21 protein-coding genes are annotated in these 23,433 nt (G+C 54.2%); 12 read left to right on the top strand and 9 right to left on the bottom strand.

Annotated elements, in window-relative coordinates:
* Positions 1 to 16: 16 nt before the first annotated feature.
* The 8 genes from bamA (at position 17) to WA429_RS13175 (ending at position 7,700) form a co-directional block, all read left to right on the top strand.
* The gene (gene bamA / locus WA429_RS13210; protein ID WP_336107460.1) at positions 17 to 2,317 is read left to right on the top strand and encodes an outer membrane protein assembly factor BamA; all 2,301 of its coding nucleotides are present in this window, start codon (positions 17 to 19) and stop codon (positions 2,315 to 2,317) included.
* Complete coding sequence (locus WA429_RS13205; RefSeq protein ID WP_068518939.1) at positions 2,317 to 2,895, top strand: OmpH family outer membrane protein; 579 nt, start codon at positions 2,317 to 2,319, stop codon at positions 2,893 to 2,895. The genes bamA and WA429_RS13205 overlap by 1 nt, the downstream gene beginning before the upstream one ends.
* Positions 2,895 to 3,914: a UDP-3-O-(3-hydroxymyristoyl)glucosamine N-acyltransferase gene (gene lpxD / locus WA429_RS13200; RefSeq protein ID WP_228195572.1), complete on the top strand. Its 1,020-nt coding sequence runs from the start codon at positions 2,895 to 2,897 to the stop codon at positions 3,912 to 3,914. The genes WA429_RS13205 and lpxD overlap by 1 nt, the downstream gene beginning before the upstream one ends.
* A gap of 11 nt (positions 3,915 to 3,925) precedes the next feature.
* Positions 3,926 to 4,375 carry a 3-hydroxyacyl-ACP dehydratase FabZ gene (fabZ, locus tag WA429_RS13195; protein ID WP_068518941.1) on the top strand — a complete coding sequence of 150 codons (450 nt, stop codon included), beginning with the start codon at positions 3,926 to 3,928 and terminating at the stop codon, positions 4,373 to 4,375.
* Positions 4,376 to 4,377: 2 nt separating this feature from the next.
* Positions 4,378 to 5,181, top strand: coding sequence for an acyl-ACP--UDP-N-acetylglucosamine O-acyltransferase (lpxA, locus tag WA429_RS13190; RefSeq protein WP_101246314.1), 804 nt, complete (start codon positions 4,378 to 4,380; stop codon positions 5,179 to 5,181).
* Positions 5,162 to 6,025: an LpxI family protein gene (locus WA429_RS13185; RefSeq protein WP_114113323.1), complete on the top strand. Its 864-nt coding sequence runs from the start codon at positions 5,162 to 5,164 to the stop codon at positions 6,023 to 6,025. Before lpxA ends, WA429_RS13185 begins: the two co-directional genes overlap by 20 nt.
* Positions 6,018 to 7,184: a lipid-A-disaccharide synthase gene (gene lpxB / locus WA429_RS13180; protein ID WP_287464951.1), complete on the top strand. Its 1,167-nt coding sequence runs from the start codon at positions 6,018 to 6,020 to the stop codon at positions 7,182 to 7,184. Before WA429_RS13185 ends, lpxB begins: the two co-directional genes overlap by 8 nt.
* Positions 7,185 to 7,259: 75 nt before the next feature.
* Positions 7,260 to 7,700, top strand: a complete 441-nt coding sequence (locus WA429_RS13175; RefSeq protein ID WP_068518945.1) for a VOC family protein — start codon at positions 7,260 to 7,262, stop codon at positions 7,698 to 7,700.
* Between the two features lie 112 nt (positions 7,701 to 7,812).
* Here the strand turns inward: WA429_RS13175 and WA429_RS13170 are convergent, their stop codons facing one another.
* Together WA429_RS13170 and gltX are read right to left on the bottom strand one after the other, a co-directional pair.
* Positions 7,813 to 9,120, bottom strand: coding sequence for a citrate synthase (locus tag WA429_RS13170; RefSeq protein ID WP_068518946.1), 1,308 nt, complete (start codon positions 9,118 to 9,120; stop codon positions 7,813 to 7,815).
* A gap of 111 nt (positions 9,121 to 9,231) precedes the next feature.
* Complete coding sequence (gene gltX / locus WA429_RS13165) at positions 9,232 to 10,638, bottom strand: glutamate--tRNA ligase (protein ID WP_287464953.1); 1,407 nt, start codon at positions 10,636 to 10,638, stop codon at positions 9,232 to 9,234.
* A 126-nt stretch (positions 10,639 to 10,764) separates the two neighbouring features.
* Between gltX and WA429_RS13160 the strand changes: the two genes are divergently transcribed.
* Complete coding sequence (locus WA429_RS13160) at positions 10,765 to 12,930, top strand: ComEC/Rec2 family competence protein (RefSeq protein WP_336107455.1); 2,166 nt, start codon at positions 10,765 to 10,767, stop codon at positions 12,928 to 12,930.
* Between the two features lie 105 nt (positions 12,931 to 13,035).
* Here the strand turns inward: WA429_RS13160 and lexA are convergent, their stop codons facing one another.
* From lexA to WA429_RS13135, 5 genes are all read right to left on the bottom strand, one after another.
* Positions 13,036 to 13,743 (bottom strand): transcriptional repressor LexA, encoded by a 708-nt coding sequence (lexA, locus tag WA429_RS13155; RefSeq protein ID WP_101246310.1) that lies wholly within the window; start codon positions 13,741 to 13,743, stop codon positions 13,036 to 13,038.
* Between the two features lie 158 nt (positions 13,744 to 13,901).
* Entirely contained in the window at positions 13,902 to 14,381 is a 480-nt protein-coding gene (gene moaC / locus WA429_RS13150; protein WP_287464956.1) for a cyclic pyranopterin monophosphate synthase MoaC, read from the bottom strand.
* 19 nt (positions 14,382 to 14,400) lie between these two features.
* Positions 14,401 to 15,198: an indole-3-glycerol phosphate synthase TrpC gene (gene trpC, locus WA429_RS13145; RefSeq protein ID WP_287464957.1), complete on the bottom strand. Its 798-nt coding sequence runs from the start codon at positions 15,196 to 15,198 to the stop codon at positions 14,401 to 14,403.
* The gene (gene trpD / locus WA429_RS13140; RefSeq protein ID WP_068518952.1) at positions 15,195 to 16,229 is read right to left on the bottom strand and encodes an anthranilate phosphoribosyltransferase; all 1,035 of its coding nucleotides are present in this window, start codon (positions 16,227 to 16,229) and stop codon (positions 15,195 to 15,197) included. Before trpD ends, trpC begins: the two co-directional genes overlap by 4 nt.
* 33 nt (positions 16,230 to 16,262) lie before the next feature.
* Positions 16,263 to 16,835 carry an anthranilate synthase component II gene (locus WA429_RS13135; protein ID WP_287464959.1) on the bottom strand — a complete coding sequence of 191 codons (573 nt, stop codon included), beginning with the start codon at positions 16,833 to 16,835 and terminating at the stop codon, positions 16,263 to 16,265.
* 271 nt (positions 16,836 to 17,106) lie between these two features.
* Between WA429_RS13135 and WA429_RS13130 the strand changes: the two genes are divergently transcribed.
* Positions 17,107 to 18,333 (top strand): divergent polysaccharide deacetylase family protein, encoded by a 1,227-nt coding sequence (locus WA429_RS13130; protein WP_287464960.1) that lies wholly within the window; start codon positions 17,107 to 17,109, stop codon positions 18,331 to 18,333.
* Positions 18,334 to 18,410: 77 nt separating this feature from the next.
* Here the strand turns inward: WA429_RS13130 and trpE are convergent, their stop codons facing one another.
* Complete coding sequence (gene trpE, locus WA429_RS13125) at positions 18,411 to 19,910, bottom strand: anthranilate synthase component I (protein ID WP_287464961.1); 1,500 nt, start codon at positions 19,908 to 19,910, stop codon at positions 18,411 to 18,413.
* A gap of 85 nt (positions 19,911 to 19,995) precedes the next feature.
* Entirely contained in the window at positions 19,996 to 21,888 is a 1,893-nt protein-coding gene (locus WA429_RS13120; RefSeq protein WP_228195559.1) for a peptidyl-prolyl cis-trans isomerase, read from the bottom strand.
* A 331-nt stretch (positions 21,889 to 22,219) separates the two neighbouring features.
* Here WA429_RS13120 and tpiA point away from each other — a divergent pair, with 331 nt between their 5' ends.
* Positions 22,220 to 22,975 carry a triose-phosphate isomerase gene (gene tpiA / locus WA429_RS13115; RefSeq protein WP_101246304.1) on the top strand — a complete coding sequence of 252 codons (756 nt, stop codon included), beginning with the start codon at positions 22,220 to 22,222 and terminating at the stop codon, positions 22,973 to 22,975.
* Positions 22,976 to 23,072: 97 nt separating this feature from the next.
* Positions 23,073 to 23,408, top strand: coding sequence for a preprotein translocase subunit SecG (gene secG / locus WA429_RS13110; protein ID WP_068518958.1), 336 nt, complete (start codon positions 23,073 to 23,075; stop codon positions 23,406 to 23,408).
* The last annotated feature ends 25 nt before the right edge of the window (positions 23,409 to 23,433 follow it).

Genomic DNA, 23,433 nt, shown 5'->3' with positions numbered 1-23,433 from the left:
CAACAGGGGGGTTAACTTGCTGCGTAAGGTAAAAGCGGCCGCACTGGCTGCGGCACTGCTTGGCGGTACAGCGCCAATTGTTATTCCGGTGGCAGCATATGCCCAACAGAATTCCGGCCTGATTCGCGAAATTCAGGTTGAAGGCAATAATCGAATTGAAAGCGGTACCGTCAACGCGTATCTGACCGTTGCGCCCGGTGATTCCTATGACGCCCGCCAGATCAATGATTCCCTCAAGGCATTGTTCTCGACTGGTCTGTTTGCAGACGTGTCGTTCAGCTTCAACCAGGGTGTGTTGAAGGTAAACGTTGTTGAAAACCCGATTATCAACCGCATTGCCTTTGAAGGTAACAATCGTCTGAAAGACGACGTTCTCAGTGCCGAGTTGCAGTTGCGTCCGCGTGTTGTTTATACCCGAACCAAGGTTCAGGCAGATGTCCAGCGTATTCTTGAATTGTATCGCCGAAGCGGGCGTTTTGCGGCAACTGTCGATCCCAAAGTCATTCAGCTCGACCAGAACCGCGTTGATCTGGTCTTTGAAGTTGATGAAGGCGAAGCAACCGGTGTTCGCAAGATCAATTTCGTCGGCAACAAGGCGTTTGATGACGGTGAGCTTTCCGATGTCATCCGTACCACCGAAAGTGCGTGGTGGAAAATTCTGACATCCGATGACAACTACGATCCCGATCGAGTGACCTTTGACCGTGAATTGCTCCGTCGCTTCTATTTGTCGGCGGGGTATGCCGATTTTCAGGTTCTGTCATCTGTGGCGGAACTGACGCCGGATCGTTCCGATTTCTTCATCACCTATACGGTGAGCGAGGGACAGCGATATCGTTTTGGCGATGTAAAGATCGTATCGCAGATCGACAAAATCGATGCGGACTCCCTGTTGCCATTGGTCGAGATCGAAAAAGACGAATGGTATAACGCGACCATGGTCGATGATGCTGTTGATGCATTGACCAACAGTGTCGGCGATCAGGGCTATGCCTTTATCGATATCCGCCCGAGTGTTCAGCGCAACCGCGAAACCGGTACCATCGATTTGACCTTCACGATTGCCGAAGGACCCAAGGTCTATGTCGAACGGATTGATGTTGTCGGCAACGTCAGGACGCTTGATGAAGTTATTCGACGTGAATTCCGTCTGGTTGAAGGCGACGCATTCAGCAGTTCGAAAATGAAGCGTTCAAAGCAGCGTATTGAAAACCTGAACTTCTTCAAATCGGTTGATGTCAAAACCCTTCCGGGCCAGACGCCGGATCAAACCATCCTTGAAGTCGATGTTGAAGAAAAATCGACCGGCGAATTTTCGATCGGGGCAGGTTACGGCACGGATAACGGTGCTTTCGGGCAGTTGGGTATTCGTGAACGCAACCTTCTGGGTAAAGGCCAGGATCTGCGACTTAACTTCACTTTGGGTTCCACGGATCAGCAAATCGATTTGTCCTTCACCGAGCCTTATTTCTTGGACCGTGAAGTCGCCGCCGGTTTCGATGTTTATCGTCGTGAAGAGGATAACCAGGACGAAAGCTCGTACGATGAAGAGCAGACTGGTGGACGTCTTCGTGCCGGTTTCAAATATACCGAAGACCTGTCTCATTCGTTCCGCTACACGCTTGAGCAAAACAGCTATTCCGACATCGACGAAGATGAAGCATCCCGGCTGCTGTTGGCAGAAGAAACCGAATTCGTTGAATCCGCAATTGGTCACACGCTGACTTATGACAAGCGTGACAGCGCCGTCGCCCCGACCGAGGGCTATTTTGGGCGCCTGTCCAACGATTTTGCGGGCCTTGGCGGGGACGAGACCTATCTCCGTACCCGACTTGAGGGCGGTTATTACTATCCCCTTGATCGCGAGCACGAATGGGTTCTCTCGACCCGTGCCGGTACCGGTTATATCTTTGGTATCGGTGATGACACCCGCATTTCCCAGCGCTTCATGGTTGGTGGCTCCAACCTTCGCGGTTTCGAATCCGCTGGTGTAGGACCGCGTGATATCGCAACGGGTGACTCCCTTGGTGGCAAGATGTATTACACCGGGTCTGTCCAGATGGACTTCCCGCTTGGTTTGCCGTCCGAGTTTGCCCTGAAAGGGCGCGTATTCAGTGACTTCGGCTCATCCGAAGGCGTTGACGGTGCGCGTGCCGGTGAAATTTATGACACCGGGTCCATCCGTGGATCGGTCGGTGTCGGTGTTGGTTGGGAATCGCCGTTCGGCCCGATCGGTGTCGATCTTTCCCAAGCCATCCTGAAAGAAGACCACGACAAAGAGGAAGTGTTCCGACTTAACTTCGGAACCAGATTCTAATGATGAAAAAGTCGTTCCAGAAAATTCTCGTTGCGTCTGCACTCGTTTTTGGTGCCGCAATGGTTCCGCAGGCCCAGGCGCAAGAAACGCCAAATCCGGAAACCGTCGCATCGGTCATGATTGTCGATTATGCGGGCATCATGCGTGAAGCATCGGCCATGCAGGACGTGAAAAAACAAATTCGCGAGCGTCAGGTAACCTATCAGCAGGATATCGAAACGCGTCAGCAGGCGCTGCGCGAAGAGGAAAAGCAACTGGCGCAACAGCGCACTTTGCTTGCCGCTGACGTCTATCAGGAAAAGCAAAAGCAGTTCCAGCAAAAGGTCGCGGCATTCCAGAAGTTTGCCCAGGGACGCAGCCGTGTACTTGATCAGGCTCTTGCTGAAAGTCAGGCAACTTTCCAGAAAGCATTGAACGAGGTTATTGCCGGTCTGGCTGAAGAGCGCCGCGCAACTCTCGTCCTGCATCAGGCACAGGTGATTATCTTTGCCAATGCAATGAATGCCAGCAAGGAAGTGTTTGATCGGATCAATAAAAAAGTGCCGACGATCAAGGTTGAGTTCAAGGAAGGCTCCTGATGGCTGATTCCCGTTTCTTTAGCCGCAAAGGACCATTCAGCGTCGCGCAAATCGCCGAGCTGACGGGGGCAGATGTTGTAAATGCTCCTGATCGCGACCGGTTGTTTGATGATGTTTCGCCGCTGCAAAATGCCGACAGCACGATCCTGAGCTTCTTTGATAACCGCAAATACATTGATGCGTTTATCAATAGCAAAGCCGGCGCGTGCTTTGTCCGGCCCGAGTTTGCCGACCGTGCACCAAAGGATATGGTCCTGTTTACGACCAACGATCCGTATCGGGCCTATGCCAAGGCTGCGACGGCGTTTTACCCGTTCGAGACCGGAAATGGTTCCATTTCCGAGTTCGCGGTTGTTGACCCGTCTGCCAAGCTTGGAAAAGGTGTGCAGGTCGATGCCGGCGCAGTTATCGGTGCGAATTGTGAAATCGGTGATGGAACCATCATCGAAGCCAATGCGGTAATCGGCAAGGGTGTGGTTATTGGTGCGGGATGCCGGATCGGGGCAAATGCATCAATCAGTCACAGCCTGATTGGCAATCTTTGCCTGATTTATCCTGGTGCGCGTATCGGTCAGGATGGGTTTGGCTTTGCCATGGGTCCGCAAGGGCACGTAAAAGTGCCACAGCTGGGCCGCGTTGTAATTGGCAATGATGTTGAGGTCGGGTCGAATTCCACGATTGATCGTGGTGCGGGCCCGGATACCGTTATCGGCAATGGTTGCCGTATCGACAATCTGGTGCAAATCGGCCATAACGTCGAAATGGGTATGGGATGTGTTATCGTATCCCAGGTCGGCATTTCGGGATCGACCAAGCTTGGCAATTTTGTGGTTCTTGCCGGGCAGGCCGGGATCACCGGCCATCTTGAAATTGGCGATGGCGCCAAGGTTGCTGCCCAATCGGGTGTCATGAAAAATATCGGGCCGGGGGAAACAGTTGGCGGAAGTCCTGCTGTTCCGGTCATGGAATATCATAAACAGACGGTGGCCTTGTCCCGTCTGATACGAAAAAAGAAATAAGGGCTACACACATGACCGAATTGGTAAGTGTTGATATTCAGCGCATTCTGGAAATGATTCCGCACCGTTATCCGTTCCTGTTGATCGACAAGGTTGTCGATATTGCCGAGGGTGAATCCGCAACCGGCATCAAGAACGTAACGATGAACGAGCCGCAATTTACCGGTCATTTCCCGCAGCAGCCGATCATGCCGGGTGTTCTGATCGTTGAAAGCATGGCGCAAACTGCGGCCATTCTGGTTGTTCAGACCCTGGGTGCGGATGCCGAAGGCAAACTTGTCTATTTCATGAGCATCGATAACGCCCGTTTCCGCAAGCCGGTTACACCGGGTGATGTCATGCATATTCATGTCACTAAAAAACAGAGCCGCGGACCGGTCTGGAAGTTCGAAAGCCAGGTCAAGGTTGACGGTCAGGTCGTTGCCGAGGCCACCATCGCCGCGATGATCCGGGATAACTGATAATGTCAAAAGTGCATCCAACCGCCGTTGTCGAAGATGGCGCGCAGATTGGTCAGGATGTCGAAATCGGGCCGTATTGCGTTATTGGTCCGAATGTTGTCTTGGGTGACCGTGTCAAGTTGCACAGCCATGTTGCGATGGCCGGGCACACGACCCTTGGCGAGGAATGCGAAGTCTATCCGTTTGCTTCGGTCGGTCATGCGCCGCAGGACTTGAAGTTCAAGGGTGAGCAAAGCCGACTTATCGTCGGCAAGCGCACGAAAATTCGTGAAGGTGCGACCCTCAATCCCGGTACCGAAGGTGGCGGGATGGAGACCACCATCGGCGATGACTGCCTTCTGATGACCGGGGCCCATGTCGGGCATGATTGTCACGTTGGAAATCATTGCATTCTGGTCAATAACGGCACTTTGGCCGGGCATGTTGTGGTTGAAGATTTCGCGATTGTTGGTGGATTGTCGGCTGTGCATCAATTTGTGCGTATTGGCAAACACGCCATGATCGGTGGCATGACCGGTGTCGAAAGCGATGTGATCCCTTATGGGTCGGTGATCGGTAACCGTGCTTATCTGTCGGGCCTGAACATTGTCGGCCTGAAACGGCGCGGATTTGATCGTGAAACCATCCATTCCCTGCGCAAGGCATACCGTTTGCTGTTTGCCCAGGAAGGGACGCTGGCCGAGCGTGTAGAAGAAGTTGCCAAAGACTTCGAAGGCGTTGGTCCGGTGATGGAAATCATCAACTTCCTCAAAGCGGAAAGCATGCGTTCCGTATGTACGCCGAAATATGACAGCTCCGCAGGATAATCCGCTACCGAAACTGGGGATTATTGCTGGGGGCGGGGCGCTTCCGGCCCGCTTGGCTTCTGCTGCGCAGACAGCCGGGCGGGCAGTTTTCGTTGTGAAACTTGACCGCCACGCCGATGACCCCGAACTCGACCAATATCCTGGAATAACGGCAAGGCTGGGGGCTGCTGCCAAGATTCTGGACGCCATGCGTGACAATGCTTGTCAGGATGTCGTCCTTGCCGGCAAGGTCGCCCGTCCAAGTTTTACGGCCATTCGGCCTGATTGGCGCGCGGCCAAGCTTTTGATGAAAGTCGGCATGAAGGCGCTGGGTGATGACGGATTGCTGCGTCTGGTCGGTCAGGAGCTTGAACGCGAGGGCTTTCGACTGGTTGGTGCGCACGAAATTCTGACAGATATTGCTGTTTCAGAAGGCGTTCTTGGCACCATCAAGCCCGATGATCAGGCATTAAGCGACGCCAGACATGGCTTGCGGGTTGCCCGTATCCTTGGTCAGGCGGACGTCGGGCAGGGATGTGTCGTGCAACAGGGGCTTGTTCTGGCACTCGAAGCGATCGAGGGCACGGATGAAATGGTGCGTCGATCAGCCAATTATCGTCGTGACGGCGTTGGCGGTGTTCTGGTCAAATCATCAAAACCCCAGCAGGACAAGCGCCTTGATCTTCCGGCCATCGGTCTGACGACGGTGGAAGAAGCCCATAAGGCTGGTCTGCGTGGTATTGCACTTCTGGCTGGCGGGACAATGATCATTGACCGGTCGGCTGTGATTGAGCGCGCGGACAGGCTCGGGATGTTTGTCATTGGCATCCGTCCTGACGATGACGGGGATTCCGAAAATGACTGATGATGCCCCGGCAACCGGGCCTAAAATCATGCTTGTCGCGGGCGAGGCATCCGGTGATCAGCTGGGTGGGCGTCTGATGGCGGCAATTAAACGTCAGGAACCGGAAGCCCGTTTCATCGGTGTCGGTGGCCCGCGCATGGAAAGCGAGGGCCTTAAAAGCCTGTTTCCGATGAATGAGATGTCCGTCATGGGACTGACCGAGGTCGTGCCCCATATTCCGCATCTGCTTAAACGGATCTCGCAAACGGCGGAATTTGCCAAAACACAAAGGCCCGACGCCGTCGTTACCATAGATGCCCCGGATTTCAGTTTTCGCGTTGGTAAAAAACTGAAGGGCAAAGGCATTCCCCTGATCCATTATGTCGCACCATCGGTGTGGGCCTGGCGGGAGGGACGGGCAAAGAAGATTGCCGGATTTCTGGACCATCTTCTCGCGCTATTGCCGTTTGAGCCGCCATACTTTGAAAAAGAAGGCCTTCCAACCACCTTTATCGGCCACTCAGCGGTCGAAGAGCGTCATGACGGTAATGCTGAACGGTTTCGGGCCAAACACGATCTGGACGCGGATAAACGGCTTTTGGCGGTATTGCCCGGCAGTCGCAATTCCGAGGTAAAGCGTCTGTTGCCGATTTTCCGCGAGGTCATCGACGCCATCGCTGCAAAATATCCCGATACCCGCATTGTCGTGCCGACGGTCAGCAAGGTGGCGCAAACGGTAACCGACGAAATGCAAGACTGGCCGTTATCGCCGATTGTCGTTACGACCGATCAGGAACGGCATGATGCGTTTGCAGCGGCCAATTGTGCCCTTGCCGCATCGGGCACGGTATCGCTTGAGCTGGCGATTGCCGGTGTGCCGCATGTCATTGCCTATCAGGTCAATGCGATTACGGGCTGGATCGCCAAACGCCTGATCAAGATTGACACCGTCACCATTGTCAATCTTGTCCTGGGGCGGAAATTGATCCCCGAATTTCTTCAGGACAAATGCCGGGCAAAGGCGATTTTGCCTGCGCTTGAAGATTTGCTGAATGCGACCCCGGCACATGAAGAGCAAAAGGCCGGATTTGACGAGGCATGCCAGATGCTTGGTTTCGGGGATCGCGCGCCCAGCGAAAAAGCAGCCGAACAAATTCTGGCAATTATCGCTAAAAAATAATGGCTAACGACTGGCATCGGTCGTGAAATGCATTTAGTTTCAGGTCATTGATCAATCCATGACGGAGACATTGCTATGCGTTATTTGCACACGATGGTGCGTGTCGAAAATGTCGATGAATCGCTGAAATTCTATTGCGATCTGCTTGGCATGAAAGAGACCCGCCGTATCGAGAGCGAGCAGGGGCGTTTCACCCTGATCTATCTGGCTCCGCCGGCTGATATCGAAAGTGCCAAGGCAACCAAGGCCCCGGAACTTGAACTGACCTATAACTGGGATCCGGAAAGCTATACCGGTGGGCGTAATTTCGGCCATCTCGCCTATGAGGTCGATGACATCTATGCGACCTGTCAGAAGCTGATGGATGCCGGTGTTACCATTAACCGTCCGCCGCGTGACGGCCGCATGGCGTTTGTGCGTTCGCCTGACGGAATTTCGATCGAATTCCTTCAGAAGGGCGGCAACCTTGAGCCGGCCGAACCATGGGTAAGCATGGAAAATACCGGCAGCTGGTAACACGCTATATCTGGCGAACAGCCAAAACCTGTTCACCGGAATTGAAATGCAAAAAGGCCCGGATTTCTCCGGGCCTTTTTTTTGATCTTGTTCAGATCGTCGTCGGTACGACTTAGCGTTTGTCGACCGGAACGAACGGACGTTCTGCGACGCCGGTAAACAGCTGACGCGGACGACCGATTTTCTGCGACGGATCTTCGATCATTTCTTTCCACTGGGCGATCCAGCCGACGGTACGTGCAACCGCGAACAGCACGGTAAACATGCTGACCGGGATACCCATCGCCTTGAAGATGATGCCCGAATAGAAGTCGACGTTCGGATAGAGTTTCTTCTCGATGAAGTACTCGTCTTCACGTGCAATGCGTTCGAGTTCCTGAGCAACGTCAAGCAGCGGATCGCTGATGTTGAGTTCCTTGAGAACTTCGTGGCAGGTTTCCTGCATGACTTTGGCGCGCGGATCGTAGTTTTTGTAAACGCGGTGACCAAAGCCCATCAGACGGAACGGATCGTTCTTGTCTTTTGCTTTTGCAACGAATTCCGGAATGTTTTTCACATCGCCGATTTCGTTAAGCATCACCAGAACCGCTTCGTTCGCACCGCCGTGTGCCGGGCCCCACAGGGACGCGATACCAGCAGCAATACAAGCGAACGGGTTCGCACCCGAAGAACCGGCAAGGCGCACGGTCGAAGTCGAAGCATTCTGTTCGTGGTCGGCATGCAGGATCAGGATACGATCCATTGCCTTGGCCAGAACCGGATTGACTTCGTATTCTTCGCACGGGTTGCCAAACATCATCTGAAGGAAGTTTTCAGCAAAGCCCAGCTTGTTGTTCGGGTAGCGGAACGGCTGGCCGATCGAATACTTGTATGCCATCGCTGCGATGGTCGGCATTTTCGCAATCAGGCGATAAGCCGAGATCAGACGCTGCTGCGGATCATTGATGTCGGTGCTGTCATGATAGAAAGCAGACATTGCGCCAACGACACCGCACATGATGGCCATCGGATGCGCGTCACGGCGGAAGCCGTTATAGAAATTGCGCATCTGCTCATGCACCATGGTGTGCATGGTGATGTCGTTTTCGAACTGTGCCTTCTGGGTGGCGTTCGGGAGTTCCCCGTACAGCAACAGATGGCAGACTTCCAGGAAGTCGGAGTTTTCTGCAAGATCGTCAATCGCATAACCACGGTGGCGCAGGATCCCTACGTCGCCGTCAATATAGGTCAGCTCGGACTGGCAGGAGCCGGTCGAAGTGAAGCCCGGATCATAGGTAAAATATCCAGTTTCAGCGTACAGCTTGCGAATGTCGATAACAGACGGGCCTACGCTACCCTCAATCACCGGCATCTCGAACGACTTGCCAGTGGCATTGTCGGTCAGTGTTACGGTGTGGGAAGTCTTGGAATTCTGAGCCATGACTTATTTTTCCTTCCCTGTTTGAACGAACACGGTTTCAAGTTGGGTGCAGCATAATGCTGCGGCGCATTAAGCGCAAACAGACTATTAGTTTTTTATAATTCGCTGTTGTTATGCATCGAAATGTCGGATGCGTTTCAGCGTTTGCTCTTTGCCAAGCACGATCATTACTTCGAAGATGCCTGGTGAAGAATTGGAACCGGTAAGCACCGCCCGCAAGGGCTGCGCAACTTTTCCGAGTTTAAGATCAAGTTTCTCGGCAGTTGCACGAACACATGCGTCAACGTTCTCTTCGGTCCAGCTTTCAAGCGCTTCAAGACTGTTGGCCAATTCTGCAAACAGACCTTCAGGTGCGCTATCGATCAGGGACTGAGCTTTCTCGTTAACGGACAATACGCCGTCAGTAACATAGAAGGCCGAAGATTCGGCGAGCTCGATAAGTGTCTTGGCCCTTTCTTTAAGGCCTGACATGCCATTGATCAAGATTTCTTTTTGCGCTGCATCAATTGCATCGGTTCCAATAATGGCCGCAACCCGTTGGGAAATCTCGTCTACAAGCCGTTTATCGTCGGCCTGACGCATGTAAATGCCGTTAAGGTTTGTCAGCTTCGCAAAGTCGAAACGTGCCGCACCCTTGCCAACATCCTTGATGTCGAACCATTCGATGGCCTGTTCCTGGGAAATGACTTCATCATCGCCATGACCCCAGCCCAGACGCAGGAGATAGTTGTTCACGGCTTCCGGCAGGAAACCCATCTCGTCGCGATAGGAGTCAACACCCAGCGCACCATGACGTTTCGACAGTTTCGCACCATCCGGCCCGTGAATAAGCGGAATATGGGCAAAGGTCGGAACATCCCAGCCCATGGCGTCATAAAGGGCCTTCTGGCGGAACGCGTTGGTCAGGTGATCGTCACCGCGAATGACGTTGGTAACGCCCATATCATGGTCATCAACAACAACCGAAAGCATATAGGTCGGGGTGCCGTCACCACGCAGAATGACATAATCGTCAAGCTGTTCATTGGCGACACGGACTTCGCCCTGGACCTGATCATTGATCACGGCATCGCCATCCTGCGGTGCCTTGAGACGCACGACAGGTTTTACATCTTCCGGGGCTTCTGACGGATCGCGATCACGCCAGGTGCCGTCATATTTCATCGGGCGACCTTCGGCGCGGGCCTTTTCACGCATCGCGGTCAATTCTTCGGGCGTGCAATAGCAATAATATGCCTTGCCGGCATCCAGCAATTGTTGTGCAACTTCGGCATGGCGGTCGCGACGGGCGAACTGGAAGGTCGGTTCATCGTCTGCGGTCAGGCCAAGCCAGTTGAGCCCGTCAAAAATGGCTTCGACGGCCTCGGGCGTTGAACGTTCGCGATCGGTATCTTCAATACGCAGCAAGAATTTGCCGCCGGTGTGTTTGGCATAAAGCCAGTTATAAAGGGCGGTGCGTGCGCCGCCGATGTGTAAAAACCCGGTCGGAGACGGGGCAAAACGGGTAACAACCGTCATTCAATCTATCCGCTATCTGGATGTTGTCGCTTGTCGTATGGACTTTTGGCGTGCAGGCTATAGCACAAATGACACGCTGTTGCACCACAGCCGATGTTAGATAGAAACTAAGCTTAAGGCGGGCTATTGGACATTCGTCGCAATACTTTTACAAGAAGTATTAAAAAACAAAGGCTTGCGGGGTTTTTCTCGCAAGTCATATTTGTTGTTACAAGCCAAAGAAATAAATGGTTTCTGTCCTCTGTTATCTTCTTTGGGTTGGGATGTGCCCTTTATTTCTTGCTTCCTGCGCGCATTTCCGTTGCAGAGATTTCAGTTACCGTGATTCTTTCGGTCTGCGCGTTCTGGATGGTTCGCAGCAAAGCCTGGCTGGCATTTTTGATGCAACTGATGGCCAGTATTACAGCAGGTTGTTTGATCAGTGCCTTGCATACGGAACTGGGACCGGAAAATATCCCGACCAGAACCCTTTATTCGACCGAAATCACCGGAACTGTCATCGGTATTGAACCCCGCGGCAGTCGCATGCGCGTTACCCTTGATCCGACAAATATTCAGGGTCTTTCCAATGATCAGATCGGCTGGAATATCCGGCTCAGTTTTCTCGGTGACAGTGCGCTTTCGATCGGTGATGAGGTGCGCGTAAAGGCACGGTTGTTTCCCCTGCGCCCGCCGTCGGTTCCCGGTGATCCCGATTTCGCGCGCAACCTTTATTTCAGCCAGATCGGCGCAACCGGGTTTGCATTCGGCCGTCAGTTCGAAGTGTTGAGCGAGAAGGGTGCATATGAAAACAAAGGGATAAGGGCCGTCGTTGAACACCTGCGTCAGAAAATATCCGACGTGATCAATCGATATGTAACCGTGCCCGAGGCCGGGATTGCCAAAGCATTGATCATCGGTGAGCGCGGCGATGTCACTGCTGAAATTGCCGAGGATCTGAGAAAATCCGGGCTGGCCCATCTTTTGGCAATTTCCGGATTGCATATGGGGTTACTGTGCGGAACCGTTTTCTTTCTGGTGCGTCTGGGGTTGGCTGCGATACCGGGGATCGCATTGCGCTATCCGGTCAAAAAATGGGCGGCACTCGCGGCCGCCGGGGCGGGGTTCATTTATCTCGGATTGTCGGGGGCAACAGTGCCGACGCAGCGGGCCTTTGTGATGTTGCTGGTTGTATGGATTGCTCTGTTGCTTGATCGCCGTGCCATATCGTTACGGCTGGTGGGGGTGGCCGCACTGGTTGTTCTGGTGTTAAGGCCCGATGCGGTGCTTGGTGCCAGTTTTCAACTTTCCTTTGCGGCTGTCGGGGCACTTGTTGCCTTTTATGACGGGCCCGGCCGCCGTTGGCTTGACCGTCATGGCGGACGTCCGTGGCATGAACGTCTTGTGATCTATATGGCGGGGCTTTTGATCACCAGTGTCATTGTGACGGTTGTGACGGCACCTATTATCGGATTTCATTTCGGGCGGATATCGGTGCTTGGCATTGTTGCCAATCTGGTTGCCATTCCGATAATGGCATTCTGGGTGATGCCGTTAATTGTCCTGACGCTGGCATTGATGCCATTCGGGTTGGCGGGCGGTGTGCTTGCGCTGATGGCGCCCGGATTGACTGTTCTGATCAAAACAGCATCCCTTGTCGCCGCCCAGGAATGGGGATTGTGGTATGTGGCCGGGCTCGGTGATGTGGCAACCGCCTGTTTGTTGCTGGCAATTGCGTGGGCCGTGATCTGGCGCGATCAGGTTGCCCTTGTGGTGTCCGGGCCGCTTTTGATCATCGCCATCATTGCGCAGGTGACCCATCAAACGCCGGATGTTCTTGTATCGGGTGATCAGGAAAGCTGGGCCGTTTATGACAGGGAACAGGAAATCCTGCATGTGGCGGACGGGCTTGGTGATTTCCAAAAATCCCTGTGGATGAGCCGTTTTGGCATCCGTCCGGAAGATGAAGCCACAAGAATAAGGCATTGTAACAACGATCCCTGTCTTGTGGTCACTGGCGCTGGTGATAAGGAAACTAGGACCATTGTTGCAACCAGTCTGGCCAATCCGTTCTATGCCTGTCGTAATGCCGATCTTGTGATTACGCTAAAAAATGATTTGCCAATCCGAACCTGTCGCCAGGCCGGGGCGCGGGTGATGATTGATGATGACGTTTTGTGGTGGCAGGGCGGTGTGGCCCTTGATACGGCTAAACTTGATCAGGGAAGGTCGTCATTTGAGACCGTGCGGGCAATATCCGGTCACTGGCCATGGATTGTGATTGGCGGTAAAGCTGCTCCATCGCAACGGTAATCAGTGGTCGTACCTGGACCGGGTCGGATGCACTGATCCCGAATACAGAAAATCGCCTGTGTGAAAATCACAGCGGGCGATTTTGTGTGTGTAGTTGTCGGTGGCTTAATACTGACGCAGCAACCCGACCAGGCGGCCCTGAATGCGGACGCGATCCGGTGACAGGGCGCGGGTTTCATACCGGGCATTGGCCGGTTCCAGAAGAACCTCACCGCGCCCGCGTTTAAGGCGCTTAAGGGTCGCTTCGCTGTCATCGACAAGGGCAACGACAATCGTGCCATCATGGGCCTGCTCGCACCGCTGGATCAGGACGGTATCACCATCAAGGATGCCGGCCTCGACCATGGAATCACCCGATACTTCAAGTGCATAATGATCGCCTGATCCCAAAAGGGCAGCGGGCACCTGAACCATGGTGCTTTGATCACGCAATGCCTCGATCGGGGTACCCGCAGCAATGCGACCATAAAGCGGAAGCGAAATGGCTTCGCCGGTTTCGGCAAAGGCCGTGGGCACGGTTGCCGGACGATGGGGGGCTTTGCGCGCACTGGCAATGGATGTGACGTTGTTCGGGGTTTCGGGGGTGTCATCGTCGCTGTTCTCCGGAAGCCGGATGACTTCCAGGGCACGGGCGCGATGCGCAAGACGGCGGATAAAACCGCGTTCCTCAAGCCCGGTAATCAGACGATGGATCCCTGATTTGGATTTAAGGTTCAGGGCCTCTTTCATTTCATCGAAAGAGGGCGAGATACCGTGATCGCGAAGGTAATTGTCAATATAGACCAGCAACTCATATTGCTTGCGCGTCAGCATGATATTTCCCGAACCTGTAGCAAGAACAAAAAGGATACATAAATGTTCTACTTTAGTTCTTTTGTCGGGTCAAGCGCATCGGGCCAAAAACAACGGATTGACCGTAATTCAGGCAATAATTGCGGGTTTTGAATGGTAGCCGCCCGCCCGCAAACACCCTAATCGGCGATGAAAGTCCCCGATTTCCCGCCTTCCTTGCGGGTGACGCGGATATCGGTAATCTGCATGGCCTTGTCGACAGCCTTGCACATGTCAAATACGGTCAAGGCGGCGATAGAGGCCGCGGTCAACGCCTCCATCTCGACACCGGTCTTGCCGGTGGTCTTGCAGGTCGCAGTGATATCGACCCCGTCAACATCATCGGCCAGTTCAAGATCAACCGTCACCGATGTCAGGGGCAGGGGATGGCATAGCGGGATCAGATCGGGGGTCTTTTTTGCTCCCATGATCCCGGCAAGCTGTGCGATGCCAAGAACATCACCCTTTTTGTGGCCACGATCGGCAATCAGCTTTGCCGTTTGCGCAGACATCAATACCCGCGCCTTGGCAATGGCAATGCGGGTGGTATCGGCCTTGTCCGAAATGTCCACCATCACGGCGTTGCCACCGGCATCAATATGGGAAAGCTTGTCTGTCATGTGCTTTGCCAGTCCCAGGTCAGGCCGCAAGACCAAGGAGGTTGCGGGTTGCCGCAGTGACGTCGTCCTGACGCATCAGGCTTTCCCCAATCAGGAAGCACTGCGCACCAACCTTGGCCATGCGTGCAAGGTCTTCGGGCGTGAACAATCCGCTTTCGGCGACCAGAAGACGGTCGCTATCGACCATGCCAGCCAGTTCCTCGGTCGTGGTCAGCGAAATTTCCATGGTCTTGAGGTTACGGTTATTGACCCCGACCAGACGCGATTTCAGTTTCAGGGCACGTTCAAGTTCCGGCGCGTTGTGAACTTCGATCAGAACATCCATGCCAAGGCTGTGTGCCGCATCTTCAAGTTCGGCAGCCAGTTCGTCTTCAAGGGCTGCCATAATCAAAAGGATGCAATCGGCCCCCAAGGCGCGTGCTTCGGTGATCTGATAGGGATCAACCATGAAATCCTTGCGCAATGCCGGAAGGCCAACCGCCGCGCGCGCCGCGACAAGATAGCTGTCATCGCCCTGGAAATAGGGCACATCGGTCAGAACCGAAAGGCAGCTTGCCCCGCCAGCCTGATAGGCCTTTGCCAGTTCCGGCGGATTGAAATCGGCGCGGATCAGACCCTTGGACGGGGACGCTTTCTTGATTTCGGCAATCAGGCCATAACGGCCATCGGCAACACTGGTTTCAAGGGCCTTGATAAAGCCGCGTGGCGCTGATTGGGCTTTGGCTTCGGCTTCAAGCGTGGCAAGGCTTTTGCGGCTCTTGCAGGCGGCAACGTGTTCGCGTTTGTCGTCGCAGATTTTCTTAAGAACGTCGCTCACGCTGCGTTTCCTTCGTTGGTAATGGTGACAAGACCCTGAAGCGTTTCTGCGGCCTTGCCGCTATCAATTGCTTCGGATGCCTTTTTGATGCCATCGGCAAGATCGCTGGCAACGCCGGTCACCACAAGTGCCGCCCCGGCATTCATCAGAACGATATCGCGATAGGCATCTTTTTTCGCTGCCAGAAGGTCAAGAATGGCCTTGGCATTCACATCCGCATCGCCGCCCTTAAGGTCATCAAGCGTTGCTGTCTCAAACCCGAAATCGCCCGGGGAAATTTCAAAGGTCCTAACATTGCCGTCTTTGACTTCGGCGACAAAGGTCGGGCCCGTGGTCGAGATTTCATCAAGACCGCTGTGGCCATGAACCACCCATGCATGAACCGACCCAAGACGATTGAGCACATGGGCAACCGGTTCGACCCATTCCTTGGCAAAGACGCCAAGAACCTGGCGTTTGGTCTTTGCCGGGTTGGCAAGCGGACCCAGCAGGTTAAAGATCGTGCGTGTGCCCATTTCAACGCGGGTCGGCATCACGTGACGCATCGCCGAATGGTGACGGGTCGCCATCATGAAGCACAGCCCAATCTCGCGGAGGGCCTTTTCCAGCAATTTCATATCGGCATCAAGATTGACACCAAGCGCCATCAAAACATCAGCCGAACCCGATTTCGACGATGCCGCGCGGTTGCCGTGTTTGGCAACGGTCGCACCTGCAGCGGCGGCAACAATCGCCGCACCGGTTGAAATATTGAAGGTTCCACTGCCATCACCACCTGTGCCACAGGTATCAACCGCATTTTCCGGGGCAATGATGCCGGTGGCCTTTTCACGCATGACACGTGCCGCACCGGTAATTTCGTCAACGGTTTCGCCCCGAATGCGCAACCCCATCAGGAAAGCCCCCATTTGCGACGGGGTTGCCTGACCCGACATCAGCACGTTAAAGGCCTGTTCGGCCATGCTTTCGGTCAGCTTTTCACCATCTGCGACTTTGGCCAGAATTGGCTTCAGATCATTATCAGTCGACATTCGGGTTTCCTCGGTTTGCGGTCCGGTGTGGTTTCAGGCGCCGGTAAAGTCGATAAAATTCTTTAACAATGCGTGGCCATGTTCCGATGCGATGCTTTCGGGATGGAACTGAACGCCATGTATCTGATGGGTTTTGTGCCGAACGCCCATGATCAGACCATCCGCGCTTTCGGCCGTGATTTCAAGACTGTCAGGCAAAGTTTCGCGTTCAATCACCAAAGAATGATAACGCGTTGCTTCAAACGGGCTTGGAAGACCGGCAAAGACGCTGGCGCCTGAATGGTTCATGGCATCGGTTTTGCCATGCATGCATTCGGGGGCGCGAACAACCTTGCCGCCAAAAGCCTGACCAATCGATTGATGGCCAAGGCACACGCCCAGAAGTTTGACTTGGCCGGCTGCTTCCCTGATCAGATCAAGACAGATACCCGCGCGTTCGGGATCACAGGGGCCAGGTGAAATCACAATGCCTTCGGGCTTGAGAGCAAGCGCATCTTCAACGGAAATCTCATCATTGCGGCGCACTTCGACCTCGGGGCCGAGTTCGCGCAGATAATGCCACAAATTGAATGTGAAGCTGTCGTAATTATCGATGAGGAGATACATCGGAAAAGGCGCCTGTGCACATGAAGGTCGGCAGAGAATAAACGCCCTTGCCGCTACGTCAAGCGGAAGCAGGGTAAGGGTTTTTTCCTACAGCCGGTTGTTGTCGCCCGCGCATAAAGGATCTCTTAACCCGGTGCTAACCAGCACCGATTTAAAACATCCCGACAATATCCGACATGATCGGTCTATAATCACCATATGGGAAGGAGCTGCGAAGGTCATCTTCGCAGAGCCGACGAGCGACCCAGAAAACGATACTGGAGACCACCGCGTGGCACGCCGGGCAACGACCGCCAAACGAAAAAAGGCGGCACCCAAAAAATCCAACCGCAAAAAAGCTGCACCGAAAAAGAAATCGGGTGGCATTGGCCGCCTGATGCTGGGGGGTGCCTTTGTTGCGGGAACGCTGTCGGCCATTATTGCCGTTGGCAGCATGCTTGAACTTGACCGGGCGTCCGACGAGTTCGGCCGTGCATCCGATCAACGTGCACCCGACTACACACTTGCGGCACCCGAAACAAAGCCGATGCTGCGCAAGGATTATCAGCTTCCCGACACACCGCCCTCGGGTATTCAGGGGCGTACAGGCTATCTGATTGATGAAAACGGGCGCCAGACGGCAAATCAGACCAAAAATCAGGGGCAGGGTGGGCAAAACCTGTCCGATTTCGTCGAAAACCCGAAACCAGACTCCAAAACATCGGTCTTGCCTGGTGAAAGCGGTACGGATAGCCCGGCGCTGACAACTGCTACGCCGACAGACAATTCTGTGCCCTGGCGCAAATTTGCGGCCCTTGCCCCCGATGCCGGGCAGAAACCGGTCATTGCAATCGTGATTGATGATGCCGGTCTGGACCAGCCGCGCACCGCGCGCACGGTCAAACTGCCCGGACCGATCACGATTTCCTATTTGCCCTATGCTCGCGATTTGCAGCCGCAAGTCAATGCCGCACGCACTGCCGGGCACGAGGTCATGCTTCACATGCCGATGGAACCGTCATCTGCTGCGGTGGATCCGGGGCCGCACGCGCTGCTTGCGACCTATGATCGTCAAAAAATCCTCAGTGAAATGAACTGGATGCTTGACCGGTTTGACGGTTATGTCGGTGTGAACAACCATATGGGCAGCAAATTCACATCCGATCCGGAACGGATGCAGATCGTGATGGAAGTCATGAAGTCGCGCGGATTGATGTTCCTTGATTCGCGTACAAGCGCCACATCGGTCGGCTATTCGACCGCCAACAAATTCGGCGTTCCCGCCATCACACGTGACGTTTTCATCGATGATGCGGATGATGCGGAAAAAATCGCAGAAATGCTTGCGCGCACCGAACGTGTAGCTGCCAAACAGGGATATGCGATTGCCATTGGTCATCCCCGTGACCTGACGATCAGTGCCCTTCAAAAATGGATACCCGAAATCGAAGCACGCGGCTTTGTGCTTGTACCGGTCACGGATATCTTGCGCCGGTCATCACAAAGCGTAACCGGTTAGTTCAATATTCTGAAAAATGCAGACATAAAAGGGGCCGCAAATGATTGCGGCCCTTTGGTATTTGATCAGTTTGGATATTACGCAAATCGGTATGCTTCGCGGGCCGCGGCCATCAGTGCGCCAGCCTTGTTGCGGCATTCCTTGTGTTCAAGTTCCGGTTTGCTGTCGACGACGATCCCAGCACCAGCCTGAATATGGATTTTCTCGTCCTTGATGACGGCGGTGCGCAGCGCGATACAGGTATCCATTGATCCGTCGGCCGAGATATAGCCGATACATCCGGCATAAATACCGCGCCGTACCGATTCCAGTTCATCAATGATTTCCATGGCCCGAACTTTGGGGGCACCCGATACGGTTCCGGCCGGGAAGCCGGCCTTGAGCGCATCCATCGCGTCATATTTCGTTTCGTCAATCTGACCGACGACATTGGAAACGATATGCATGACGTGGGAATAATATTCGATCTGTTCGCGATCCGTGACGCGCACTGTGCCCGGTTTCGACACGCGGCCGACATCATTGCGACCAAGATCAAGCAACATCAAATGCTCGGATCGTTCTTTCGGATCATCCAGAAGGTCCTGGGCCATGACCTTGTCGTCTTCTGGCGTTTTGCCGCGCCGGCGTGTACCGGCAATCGGGCGAATGGTGACTTCGCCGTCGCGCAGGCGCACCAGAATTTCCGGGCTGGCGCCGACCACCTGGAAACCACCAATATCAAGATAGAACATGAAAGGTGACGGGTTGATCCGGCGCAGCGCACGATAAAACGCAAAAGGCGGCAACTGATAGGGCAGCGTATAGCGTTGCGACAGCACCACCTGGAAAATATCGCCAGCCCGGATATATTCCTTGGCCTTGTCTACCATGTCATAAAATCCGGCTTCATCCACGCTGACCTTCGGATCGGGCAGGGTATCGGGCACGGATTTGGAACGGCGATCGATGAACAGATTGCGCTGGAACTGCATGACCACGTCATTCAGACGCGCACAGGCCAGATCATAAGCCGCATTGGCATCAATGCCGTCTTCCGGGCGGACCGGGGTGACGACGGTTACAGTATCTTCGATGGTGTCAAAGCTTGCCGTGACGGTAGGGCGAATGAAAATGCCATCAGGTACGCCAAGTTCATCCTTGTTGCTGTCTGGCAGCTTTTCCATCAGGCGCACTGTGTCATAGCCCATATAGCCAACCAGACCAGCACTCATTGGCGGCAGGCTGTCGGGCAGTTCGATATGGCTTTCGGCAATCAGCTTTTTCAGGCTTTCAAGCGGGGCTTCGCCTTCGTCGACGAAGGCGTCGGCATCAGCCATCGCACGGCGGTTCAGTTCGGCCTTGTTGCCAAAACACCGCCAGATCAGGTCGGGTCTAAGGCCCAGAAACGAATACCGACCGCGAACAGCGCCGCCTTCAACAGATTCAAGCAAATAGGTATTGGGCATGCCTTCGGCGATCTTGAGGAAAGCCGAAACCGGCGTATCCAGATCTGCTGTCAACGCGGTCCAAAGAACCTGTGAGACGCCGTTATCGTAATTTTGCTTGAAGCTGTTGAAATCCGGTTTGATTTCCATGGTCTATCCAAATGTTGGTCTTGGTCGTAAATGTCATAAAAGAAAAAGGGCGACCGGATCAACCGGTCGCCCTTTTGTGTGGCTGTCAGTTTGCAGCGGACGGGGCGTAAAGCCCGTTGATCACGCTGTTATTGACCGTGACCGAGATTTCATCACGCAGATAGTCAAGATACTGCGACAGGATATCTTCATTGATTGCCTGTTTGAGTTCATCATTGACCGGCTGGGCATCAGCGGTTTCGACATTGGCTTGCTTGATTTCGTCAAGACGCACAACCAGGACGTCTTCACCGGTCTGGATCGCCTTGGCCTTGCCGTCTTCAAGCGTGAAGAGGGCTGCTGCAACCGCCGGATTGACATCGGCACCAAGGCCCTGTCCGGTCCGCTTGGTCAGGCCGCTTTCCTTGACCGATGCGCCATTTTCCGATGCAACTGCTGAAAGGTCGGCACCCGATGTGTTGACGCTGTTGGCAAGTTCTTCGGCCTTGGCAACCATCAGTTTCTGGCGTTCTTCGGACTTCCAGGCGGCAATGACATCTTCGCGGACATCTTCGAACGGGCGCAGTGCCGACGGCGTTACATTTTCAACCCGGACAACATAACGGGTGCCCGATGCGGTTTCTTCAAGGAAGCTTTCCTCGCCGTTTTCAAGCTCGAAGATCTTTTCATTGATCTCGTCAGCCCCGTCGATGTTTTCGCCGGCAAGACCTTCGCCACGGACAATACCGTTAAGCTTGTAGGTCTTTGCACCGACATCGCGTGCAGCGTCTTCGATCGGGGTGCCAGCACCCAGTTCTTCGTCAAAATTGGCCGCCAGATCATAGATCGCGTCTTCGGCCTTGAACTGTTTGATGCCGTCGACAATCTCGTCGCGGACTTCGTCAAGCGACTGAACGCTGCCCGGCGTTACCGAGGTCACACGCAGGATATGCCAGCCAAGTGCTGTTTCAACTGGTTCGGAGAAACCGCCTTCCGGCAGGGCAAAGGTCGCTGCACTCAGGTCAGGCAAAATGTCGTTGGCGGTGAATTCGCCAAGCTTGACCATCGACTCATCCATGCCGGCTTCCTTGGCCGTTTCCATGAAATCGGCACCGCCCTGAAGGCTTTTGTAAGCTTCGCGTGCGGACTGTTCATCACCCGGCGCAAACAGGATTTGCTCGACAACGCGCTTTTCCGGGGTCTGGAATTCGGCTTCGCGCTGCTTGTAGGACTCCGCGATTTCGTCTTCGGTAACAGTGACCGTCGCAATCAGGTCCGCAGCACTCAGCGTTGCAAGCGTTACATCACGGCTTTCCGGTGCCGTGAACTGCGCTGCATTGTCTTCGTGGAATTTGCGAAGGGTGGCGTCATCTGCAACGGCGATATCATCGAACTCTGCACCATTCAGGGCAAAGAACGACCCGCGACGCTGTTCATTACGATAGGCAACAATCTGCTTTGCCAGCATTTCAGGAACAGCCGCCGTGCCGGTCAGGCTGCCGACAACCTGCTGGCTCATCAGATCACCACGAACACCTTCGATGAATTCCTGTTCGGTGTAGCCCGCAGTGTAAAGAGCCTGAAGGAAACGGTCGCGGCTGAACTGGCCGGTGGTCGGGTCCTTGAAGTTGTCCGACGCAAAGATGGTATCGCGGACTTTATCGTCGCTGATGCCGATCCCCATATCCTTGGCGTCTTCACGCAGCACCTTCTGCGAGACAAGCGACTGAACCGTATTGTTCAGAAGACCCATCTGGACAGCTTGTTGCTGGTTGAAATTCGGGCCGAATACATTTCGCATATTCTGCACGCTGCGCTGGAAGGCGCGTTCCAGTTCGACCGGGGTGATCTTCTGGCTGCCGATTTCGGCAACTTCACGCGATGTGCCAAGATTCAGCATCGATGCGTTCAGGCCCCAGATAACGAAGCTCAGTGCAATCACGCCAAAGATCACTTTGGCAAAGATTGATTTCGAAAATGTGCGAATGCCAGCAAGCATATGATAAGCCTAACAATTCGTGGTTTGGTGTCGATATAATGTATCGACAGCTTTTAATTATGATCGCCCAGGGACGCAAATCCCGACGAAATTGCCGGGCATCTTAATGGCGAGAGGTAACAGCGGCAACAGCCGATTGCATAGAAGATCATTGCAATTCCAAACGAAATGCATGAACGCGTGTTTTCCGGGACTTGGCCCGGTGCGGTGGACATGCTAAAAGCCGCTTCGAAATTGATCCTGTAACAATTCGTAACGATTGCCATTGATGCAATATCGAATTGTTATCAAAGGAATTTATCTGAAATCGACCAGCACGAGGTAGCTTCCCATGACCCAACGCCGTCCCCTGATCGCCGGAAACTGGAAAATGAACTGTTTGCGTGCGGATGGTCTTGCGCTGGCATCCGGACTTGCTGCAAAGGCATCCGAAAAGGGAACTCTGGGCTGCGATATTCTTGTTTGTCCGCCCGCGACACTGCTGTCTGATGTGGTTGGCGTCACCAAGGATAGTGCAGTTGGCGTTGGTGGCCAGGATTGCCACGCAGCCGTATCGGGTGCGCATACCGGTGATATTGCTGCACCCATGTTGGCTGATATCGGTGCTGGGTATGTTCTGGTCGGTCATTCGGAACGTCGTGCTGATCATGGTGAAAGTTCGACGGATATCCGTCGCAAGGCCATCGCCGCACATGATGCCGATCTGGTTGCTGTTGTTTGTGTCGGTGAAACCGAACAGGAACGCGATCTTGGTGCGACCCTGTCTGTTGTAAACGGGCAGGTGGCTGTTTCGGTTCCGGACGGGGCAACCGCAAAGAATACCGTGATCGCCTATGAGCCGGTCTGGGCAATCGGAACCGGACGCACCGCAAGTGTTGCCGAAGTCGCCGAAGTTCACACCGCGATCCGTGCCGAGCTTGTCAAACGCTTTGCCGATGGGAACGAATTCCGGATTCTTTACGGTGGTTCGGTCAAGCCGTCCAATGCGGCGGAATTGCTTGCCCTTGAAGATGTCGATGGCGCGCTTGTCGGCGGGGCGAGCCTCAAGCTTGAAGATTTTTGGAAAATTATTGAAACTTGCGCCTAGCCAACAGCCATAAAACGCGTTAAATACGCATCAAATTTATGCCCGATCCGGGCCAAATTGCGTTCGGATCGGAAGTTAGGACAAGAGTTTCGAGACCATGCAAACAGTCATTCTGGTAATCCACCTTCTTCTTGCGCTTGGCTTGATTGCCGTCATTCTCGTGCAGCGCAGCGAGGGCGGTGGGCTTGGTATCGGCGGTAACAGCGGCGGCGGAGGCGGTGGCTTCGGCGTGATGAGTTCACGCGGCGCTGCGAACCTGCTGACCCGTACCACTGCGATTCTGGCAGGTGCATTCATGATCACCAGCATCATTCTTGCACTGCAGTCCAACAGCCACACCAAGCCAGCTTCCATTCTGGAACAGGCACCGGCTTCGGCCCCGGCGGTTACTGAACCCGCCGAGGATACCGGGCCCGCGGCTCCGACCCGCTAAACAAATTAACCGACGACACGAGGCG

It is taken from the genome of Thalassospira sp. CH_XMU1420-2, from assembly GCF_037029325.1.
In the GTDB taxonomy this organism is placed as follows: domain Bacteria; phylum Pseudomonadota; class Alphaproteobacteria; order Rhodospirillales; family Thalassospiraceae; genus Thalassospira; species Thalassospira povalilytica.
This window is presented reverse-complemented; position numbering and strand designations above follow the sequence as displayed.